This window comes from Nitrospirota bacterium (genome assembly GCA_037386965.1).
Classification (GTDB): domain Bacteria; phylum Nitrospirota; class Thermodesulfovibrionia; order Thermodesulfovibrionales; family JdFR-86; genus JARRLN01.
On record JARRLN010000090.1, the window covers coordinates 1 to 7,982 of the forward strand.

Here is a 7,982-nt window from a genome sequence, read left to right on the forward strand (position 1 = left end):
ACAGATATTTCCTCAGGACATTCAGCCCGATCAAGAACCAGTTTGGGCTGGTAGAAGCTGTAACTGTCATTTCAAAGGATATAACCAACCTTACGTAAGAACGCAGGTAAGACTGTTCCCTTTTTTCGGCGTCTTTCTTACATTTCTTGTTCCTGACAGAGATTGTGCATCGTCTCACACGGTGTGCTCGACGCGTGCACAAATGGAGAACTCGGAATTGCATTCTGTGCGCCATTTGACGATTCCAGGTATTTTTTCCCTATGCGGCCCATTGCTGTCTCGCCAATCTCACTTCACCATCTATTCTCCGAGAGAGGACTCATGGTATTCGTAAGCGGTTTGTCCCCCAAATGTCCCTGCAGCCCCCGAGGAGGGGCAAAAAAATGACTATAATACAAGAGGGTGAGAGTGCCGGTGGGGGGACTCGAACCCCCATGAGGTTTCCCTCAGCGGATTTTGAGTCCGCCGCGTCTACCAGTTCCACCACACCGGCTGTCGGTCACCAGTGACCTTTTCCCTCCCGCCAAGCGGCTCGCGGAGTCGGCCCCGGCCACCCGAAAAGTGACCGGCCACTCGTGACCGGTCACCAAAAAGAGGCTGGCCACTCACCCGTGCATGCGGAGGAAGTTGGCCACGCTCCGGTCGTAGGTGCTCTCGTACTCGGCGTTGAACAGGCAGCCCGGAAGCTCCCCCTTCTTCCTGTGATAGGTGATGCACAGGCAGCACTTCCCGCGCCTCTCGCAGGAGCTATAGGTGCACGTGCAGCTCTTGGCGTTGGACGAGACGTTGCATTGCATAGGGCCGACCCCCTTTCAGAGAAAAGCTCCGGATATATTTTAAAACATTTCCCCCGGGCGCTCCAAAGTCAGAAAATATATTAGCCCATGCGGAAAGGGCGGGGCAAACGGCCCTTTTTGTGCGTGGAATCATTGATTTTTTCTTCCCATTTCGTGTGTACTAGCGGGCGTGAAACGCGGGATTCTGGGGAAACTCCAGGTGGGCATGCTGCTCTTTGGCATCGCCATGGGGGTGGTGTTCCCCGTGTTTGCCTCCTTCTTCGTCGAGTTCAGGCCCGGGATGAAGGTCCCCTTCGCCGTGGCCTGCGTGGCCGCGGGCATAGCCGTGGGGGGTTTCTCCTACGTGCTCGTGCGGCTCATCCTCCTTGCGCCCCTCATGAAAATTTCCTGGGCCTCCCGGGAGGTCTCCTCCGGGAACATCGACGTCCGGCTGGACATCGAAAGCCCCGACGCCGTGGGGGACATCGTCGGGGGCTTCAACACCATGCTCTCCACCATAAGGGAGCTTCTCTCCCGCCTCGCCGAAGGTGTGCAGAACCTGGCCCAGGTGACCAGAACCCTCTCGGACATCGCGGAGAGCCACAAGCGGACCATCACGGAGGAGGGCGGGCACGTCTCGGCCATAAGCTCGGCAACGCACCAGTCAAGCGTCTCCCTGGGGGACATCGGCAAGACCCTGACGGAGACGGCGGACTTCTCCACCCGGGTGAGCGCGCAGGCCCAGGAGATGCTCGAGGCGCTGGGAAACTCGCTCTTGAGCATAGACGAGACCGAGGAGAGCATCGGGAAAACCATAACGCACCTGGAGGATTTCCAGAAGCACACGCAGGGGGTAAGCGAAATCCTCTCCATCGTGGACGACATCGCCGACCAGACGAACCTCCTGGCCCTGAACGCCGCCATAGAGGCGGCGCGGGCGGGGGAGCAGGGGAGAGGATTCGCGGTGGTGGCCGACGAGGTGCGAAAGCTGGCGGAGAAGACCTCCTCCTCGACGAAAAAGATAGGCGGGCTCATGCAGTCCCTCCTTTCGGGGATGGGCGAGACCATCGCGGGCGTGCAGAGCCACGCGGAACGGGTTGCCGAGACCCACAAGACGGTGCAGCAGTCCTCGCAGAGCCTCGACGAGATGATAGGGCGCGTGGAGCAGATAGCCTCGCGGATTCAGGCCATAAGCTCCTCCACCGTGGAGCACAACGCCGCCCTGGAGAGCATCGACGGCTCCCTGTCGGGCATCGATGTGGCCTTCAAGGGCCTGCTCACCGACACCCGCAAGCTCACGGAGACGAGCGAGCAGGTCAACAGTTTCTCAAGCACCCTGAAAGGGCTTCTGGAGAAGCTGAGCCTCTCCCGCACCCCCGGCGCAAGGGAAACAGGGGCCTCCCGCTGAAAAACCCGCGTGGGCCATTGAGCACTTTGCGGCGAACTCATGCCGGGAAGGGCGCGAGAGCCGACCTCCTCCATTTACCGGAAGCAAGATGTTACTCACGTAGAGATTATTTTTAAGGTTTCAATGAAAAAGCTGAAAAACTGACTGGTTAGAAAACTGACTGGTTGGACTGGTCAGGCGGGCCGGTATCAGGGGCCCAGGAGGGGCACCCTGAACATCAGGCCCACGGCCACCTCGGGCTCGCCGCTGCCCACGGTCTTGAGCCCCTCGGTCGTGGACTTCATGTTCAGGGTGTAGGCCGAGTTATAGAACTCGTTGTAGAACTGGTCCGCATCCACCACCACGTCGACCTCCGGCCCCTGCTGCATCGACGCACACCCCCCGAGGATGCAGGGAATGAAGAAAAAGGCAGCCATCAGAGCGCATCGTCCGATTTTTGCCTTCATAGCCCTGAGCATTCTCGTCACTCCTTATGGCCCTTTTTGTGATTTAAGATGCAAATTTTAAGCCACGGGCGGCGCTCTTCCGGCAAAGCACGGCCCGATGAGGATGCTCCCTGAAGAAGCGGAACTGCGCACCCCGGAAGGGCTTGTTTTTGCAAAGAAAAGGCGCGGCGGCTGGCCGTGCGCCGCTCAGGGGCCCTATCTTTTCCCCGGCCCTCAATGTTTCGGGCGAGCCACGGCTGGAGGGATTTTCATGCCGCAAAACGACAGGGATAACACTTTTTGTCACGGGGAGGAAGCCTTCCGGTCGAAAAATTGGATATAGTATGACACCGATACGTCCGGAAAACAAGCTGCCGGTTCCGTGATATATTTATTTCTGAGACAGCGATTTGCTCCCGTGGAGGCCTGATGAGGCTTTTCATTCTCAGTTTCTTTCTCATTTACGCCGCAATCCACGCTTATGTTTTCGCCAAGGTGCGGGCCGCCCTGGGCCTGGGCGTGAGGACGGGGATTCCCCTGGCCCTCTTCATGCTTTTCATGGTGGCCGCTCCGCTCATCGTGCACCTGGCGGAGGAGCGGGGCCTGGAGGCCTTCGCCAGGGGCCTTGCCTGGGTGGGCTACATGTGGCTCTCCCTGGTGGGGCTGACCTTTCTGGTTTCCCTGGGCCTGGACGTCCTGGGGCTTCCGGTGAAGCTCCTCAGGGGGGGATGGCTCCTGCCCGCCCGTGCCGCCCTAAGCATCGCGGTTCTTTGTGCCCTTACGGTCACCGTCGTTGGATATTTCTCCGCCCGGGACATAAGGACGAAGCGCGTGGTCGTCGAGACGGCCAAGCTGCCCGTACCGCGCATCCGCGTAGCACAGATATCGGACGTGCACGTGGGCCTCATCGTCAGGGAAAGCAGGCTCTCCCTCATCGTGAAGGCCTTGCGTGCCGCCAGGCCCGACCTGCTGGTGGTCACCGGGGACCTGGTGGACGGGCAGATAAACAACCTCGGCCGCCTTGTCTCTCTCCTCAGGGATTTCCACCCTCCCCTGGGGAAGTTCGCCGTCACCGGAAACCACGAGTTTTATGCCGGCATCGGGCAGGCCCTGGACTTTACCCGGAAGACGGGTTTCCGGGTCCTGAGGGGAGAGGCCGTGGACGTGCAGGGCCTTATCACCCTGGCCGGGGTGGACGACCCCACGGCCGAGCGGATGGGAATGAGGCGGGGGCTTCCGGAGACGGAGCTTCTGAGCGGCCTCCCCCACGACAGGTTTGTCCTTTTGCTCAAGCACCGCCCGTGGGTAAAACGGAGCTCGCGGGGCCTTTTCGACCTTCAGCTCTCCGGCCACACCCACAGGGGACAGATATTCCCCTTCAACTACGTGGTGCGCACCCAGTATCCCCACCTGGCCGGGTTTTTCAACCTCAAGGACGGCTCCCGCCTTTACGTCAGCCCGGGGACGGGGACGTGGGGCCCGCCGGTCCGCTTTCTTGCCCCGCCGGAAGTAACCATCATCGACCTGGTGAGGGCGCCCTAGAGGTGCGCCGCTCCCCGTCCCGAAGGAGGCTTCGGGCCGTGCACCGCATGGCTCCGTCCGCCGGCCCTGCCTACTCGGGGGCCGGTGCCGGCTGTTCCGGGGCCTCCCCGCCCAGGTTTCTTTTGTATTTGAACTTGAAGGGGAAGTCGTAGCGGAACCTGGTCACCAGGGCGATGTCCGCGGCGTCGTCGCCAAGGCCCACCCGGATGCCCACGGCCAGGGACTTGGCCCGCCGCACCACGGGCATCGACGTCACGCCGTTCATGTCCCACTGGATGCCGGGCGTGAGGAAGACCCTGTCGTCATCGCCGCCGTCTATGCGGTCGGTGTTCCAGAAGCTCTCCAGGAAGAACTGCAGCCTTCCCCTGGGGTAGATGAAGCTCCCGCTGACCGAGAGGACGTCCCGGGCGTCGGGGTCGGCGCCCTCCTGGGGGTCGGCAAGGAACGCAACGGCCACAGAGCCCGCGAGCTCCACGTTGTGCCAGCCCGGAAGCAGCTTGCTTACGATGAACCGGGGAGTGTACCGGGTGTATCCGCCGCTTATGTCCTCGTTGCTTCCCACGGGGATGAGCACGCTCATGGCAAGGGCCGAAGCGACGTACTCCCTGAGAAACCTCCTGAAGCGGTACTTCGTAAACAGCGTGACGTCCGATATCCCTGAGCGGCTCTCCCCCTGGGCGGGGTTGTCCACGAAGGTCCCGGCCGAAGCCGATATCTCCCAGCGCTCCGTGAGCCCGTAGGTAAGCCGCACCGGCACCCGGATGAAGAACTCGTTTATGGCGTCCTCCACGCGCGGGCTGACGGAGAGCTCCACGCTCCTGTGGGGCTGCGTGCCGCTGAGCTCGGTCTCGAGGAGCTCGTCACGCTGAGGGGCAGGGGCCTCCTCGTCCGTGCCCTGCTGCGCCTTCGCCCCGAGGGCGTCCTGCAGGGGGACGAGAAGCAGGGCCGCCAGAAGCAGGAGCGAAAGCCTCAGAGGGCCTCCTCACCCCGCTCCCCGGTGCGTATGCGGACGACGTCCCCGAGGTCGTGGACGAAGATCTTCCCGTCCCCTATCTCCCCGGTGCGCGCCGCGGTGCTCAGGGCTTGGATGACCGCCTCGGCCTTCTGGTCGGAGACGGCCACCTCTATCTTTACCTTGGGGAGGAACTTCACCTCGTAGGTGGTGCCGCGGTAAACCTCCACGTGCCCCTTCTGCTTTCCGAAGCCCTTGACCTCCGTGATGGTCATTCCCTCAACGCCGGCGTCGGTGAGGGCCTGCCTCACTTCGTCGAGCTTGAAGTGCTTGATAACGGCGGCTATCATCTTCATGACATTTCCCTCCCCCATGAATTATCCTAAACCCAAACGGACGGCTCTATTATACCCAAAGGAGAAGATGCCTCTTACGAGGGATATTGAAGAGAGGGTCCGGCGCGCCGCCCAGGGCGCGGCCGACCCCCCGCGGGCGGCCCGGAGCCTGGAGCGGCTTCTGGAGGCCTGTGCTGACCCCGGCGGATTTCTCCGCCACCTCCCCGAGGCGGCCCGGCTCTTTTCGGCAAGCCAGTTCCTGGCAAATTTCTCCGTCACCCACCCCGGGGAGCTCCTGGCCGCCCTGGGCCGCCTCGGGGAGCCCGTCACCCGGGAGGGCCTGAGAGGGGAGGCCGCCCGGGAGCTTGCCCTCACCGCCGAAACTCCCCAGGAGACGGCCATGGAGAGCATCCGCCTCTTCAAGAAGCGCACTCTCCTGCGCATTACCCTCCGGGACCTTCTCGGGGAGACGGACTTCGTGGGCGTCATGGAGGAGCTGAGCTTCCTGGCCGAGGCCGTCCTTGAGCGTGCCCTCTTCTGGGCGCTCAAGGCCGCGCGGGCCCGCTACGGCGACCCCTCCGACCGGGGGGCGGTCTCCCTCATCGCCCTGGGGAAGCTCGGCGGGGTGGAGCTGAACTACAGCTCCGACCTGGACCTCATGGCCGTCTACGACAAGGGCGGAGGGCAGACCGGCGGGGTGGTGGGCCCCACGGGCGTGCGCATGAACAGGATATCGGACCACGAGTTTTACGTAAAGGTCCTGGAGCTTCTGACCCGCTCCCTCTCAGCCGCCACCGGGGAGGGCGTGGCCTACCGGGTGGACCTCCGGCTCCGTCCCCAGGGGCAGAGGGGAGAGCTGGCCCTCCCGCTTGCCTCCTACAGGTCGTACTACGAGTCCTGGGGGCGCACCTGGGAGCGCATGGCCCTCATCCGGGCCCGCCCGGTGGCCGGGGAGGAGACGCTGGGGCGCGGGTTCATGGAGATTGCGGACTGGTTCGTCTGGCGGCGCGGGGTGGACTACGAGGAGATAGAGGAAATCCGGGCCCTCAAGAAAAAGATAGACTCCCGCATCCTCAGGGACGACATCAAGCGCGGCTACGGGGGCATCCGGGAGGCCGAGTTCTTCGTGCAGACGTTTCAGCTCATCTACGGGGCGGAGAACCGCGCCCTCCGCACCTACCGGCTCACAAACGCCATCCAGGGGCTCCGCCGCATGCGCCTGGTGCCCGACGAGGACCTCTCGGCCCTCTGGCATAGCTACGTCACCCTCAGGCGCGTCGAGCACTTCCTTCAGATGAAGGACGACCTTCAGACCCACTCCCTCCCCGGGGGACGGGCGGAGAGGGAGGCCCTGGCGCGGAACATGGGCTTTTCCGGGCTGGAGGCCTTCCTCAGGGACCTCCGCGTCAAGCGCATGCAGATAAAGAGCATGTACAACACCCTCCTGGGCACCGCCGAGGACGTCCACGCCGAAGCGCTGGCCCTCTTGGAGGGCGACCTGGGCCGGGAGGAGCTGCGGGGTTTTCTCTCCTTCCGGGGTGTGAAGGACCCCGAGGCCGCCCTGGGCAGCCTCACCCGGGTGAGAAGGCAGGTGGAGCTTGCCCGCACCCACCAGGAGCGCTCCCGGGTGCGAAGGGTGGCGCCCCTGCTTCTGGAGGGCGCCCTGAGCTCCCTGGCCCCCGACCGGGCACTTCAGGGGCTGGAGGGGTTTTTCTCCTCCTTCGGCCTTACGGGGGCGTATCTGACGGCCCTTGCCGAGAGGCGGGAGCTCAGGGACGGCATGGTGGCCCTTTTCGCCCTCTCCTCGAGCCTCTCCCGTACGTTTCTGAGCGACCCCCTCTATCTCAACGAGCTGGTGGAGGAGATGATGCCCATCAGAAAGACCCTGGCCCGGATGCGGGAGGAGCTGGGCCGGGTGCCCCCCGGGGAGGACTTCGCGGAGCGCCTGGTGGCCTACCGCACCCGGGAGTGGCTCCGCCTGGGGATGTTCTTCCTCTCCGGGGTCATCGGCGTCAGGAGGCTTGAGCTTTCCCTCTCCCACGTGGCCGACGCCGTGCTGGGCCGTGCGGTGGAGGCGCTTGGCCCAGAGGCCGGTCCCCTGAGCGTCATCGCCATGGGAAAGCTCGGCGGCAGGGAGATTACCTACGGGGGCGACCTGGACCTCCTTTTCGTCTCCCCGGGGGCCGAGGGCTACGGGGCCGCCGAGAAGGTCCTGAAGACGGTTACACGGTACACCGGGCGGGGTATACTCTATGAGGTGGACATGCGCCTGAGGCCCGACGGCACCCGGGGGGTGCTGGTCAAGGACCTGGCGGGCTTCCGCCGCTACTACCATGAGAAGGCCCACGGGTGGGAGATACAGGCCCTGCTCAAGGCCCGCCCGGCGGCGGGGGAGGCGGGCGCGGGGCGGGCGTTTCTGGACATGGCGCGCGAAGTCCTCATGAAGAGGGGCGGGGAGGTGCGCGCGGAGGACATCCGCGCCATGAGGGAGCGCATCGTGCGGGAGCTCTCGCGGGAGGCCGAGGGCGTCATGGACCTCAAGCT

7 protein-coding genes and 1 tRNA gene are annotated in these 7,982 nt (G+C 63.8%); 3 read left to right on the forward strand and 5 right to left on the reverse strand.

The window, feature by feature from the left end:
- Positions 1–409: 409 nt before the first annotated feature.
- Together P8Y39_11330 and P8Y39_11335 are read right to left on the reverse strand one after the other, a co-directional pair.
- A tRNA-Leu gene (locus tag P8Y39_11330) sits at positions 410–493 on the reverse strand.
- 112 nt (positions 494–605) lie between these two features.
- Positions 606–797: a DUF6485 family protein gene (locus P8Y39_11335; GenBank protein MEJ2192916.1), complete on the reverse strand. Its 192-nt coding sequence runs from the start codon at positions 795–797 to the stop codon at positions 606–608.
- Positions 798–966: 169 nt separating this feature from the next.
- On the opposite strand from P8Y39_11335, the gene P8Y39_11340 reads away from it, so the two are divergent.
- Positions 967–2,184, forward strand: a complete 1,218-nt coding sequence (locus P8Y39_11340; GenBank protein MEJ2192917.1) for a methyl-accepting chemotaxis protein — start codon at positions 967–969, stop codon at positions 2,182–2,184.
- 188 nt (positions 2,185–2,372) lie between these two features.
- Here the strand turns inward: P8Y39_11340 and P8Y39_11345 are convergent, their stop codons facing one another.
- Positions 2,373–2,600, reverse strand: a complete 228-nt coding sequence (locus P8Y39_11345; protein ID MEJ2192918.1) for a hypothetical protein — start codon at positions 2,598–2,600, stop codon at positions 2,373–2,375.
- A gap of 438 nt (positions 2,601–3,038) precedes the next feature.
- Between P8Y39_11345 and P8Y39_11350 the strand changes: the two genes are divergently transcribed.
- Complete coding sequence (locus P8Y39_11350) at positions 3,039–4,151, forward strand: metallophosphoesterase (GenBank protein ID MEJ2192919.1); 1,113 nt, start codon at positions 3,039–3,041, stop codon at positions 4,149–4,151.
- Positions 4,152–4,221: 70 nt separating this feature from the next.
- Here P8Y39_11350 and P8Y39_11355 read toward each other — a convergent pair whose 3' ends face one another.
- Both P8Y39_11355 and P8Y39_11360 read right to left on the reverse strand, forming a co-directional pair.
- Positions 4,222–4,965: a transporter gene (locus P8Y39_11355; GenBank protein ID MEJ2192920.1), complete on the reverse strand. Its 744-nt coding sequence runs from the start codon at positions 4,963–4,965 to the stop codon at positions 4,222–4,224.
- A 155-nt stretch (positions 4,966–5,120) separates the two neighbouring features.
- Complete coding sequence (locus P8Y39_11360) at positions 5,121–5,459, reverse strand: P-II family nitrogen regulator (GenBank protein ID MEJ2192921.1); 339 nt, start codon at positions 5,457–5,459, stop codon at positions 5,121–5,123.
- A gap of 67 nt (positions 5,460–5,526) precedes the next feature.
- On the opposite strand from P8Y39_11360, the gene P8Y39_11365 reads away from it, so the two are divergent.
- Positions 5,527–7,982, forward strand: a 2,456-nt coding sequence (locus tag P8Y39_11365) for a hypothetical protein (GenBank protein ID MEJ2192922.1), incomplete at its 3' end; no start/stop codon positions are given.

Excerpts from the sequence above, each read along its gene's own strand:
- P8Y39_11335 (MEJ2192916.1), bottom strand. The coding sequence starts at position 797 with ATGCAATGCAACGTCTCGTCCAACGCCAAGAGCTGCACGTGCACCTAT.
- P8Y39_11345 (MEJ2192918.1), bottom strand. The coding sequence starts at position 2,600 with ATGGCTGCCTTTTTCTTCATTCCCTGCATCCTCGGGGGGTGTGCGTCG.
- P8Y39_11350 (MEJ2192919.1), top strand. The coding sequence starts at position 3,039 with ATGAGGCTTTTCATTCTCAGTTTCTTTCTCATTTACGCCGCAATCCAC.
- P8Y39_11360 (MEJ2192921.1), bottom strand. The coding sequence starts at position 5,459 with ATGAAGATGATAGCCGCCGTTATCAAGCACTTCAAGCTCGACGAAGTG.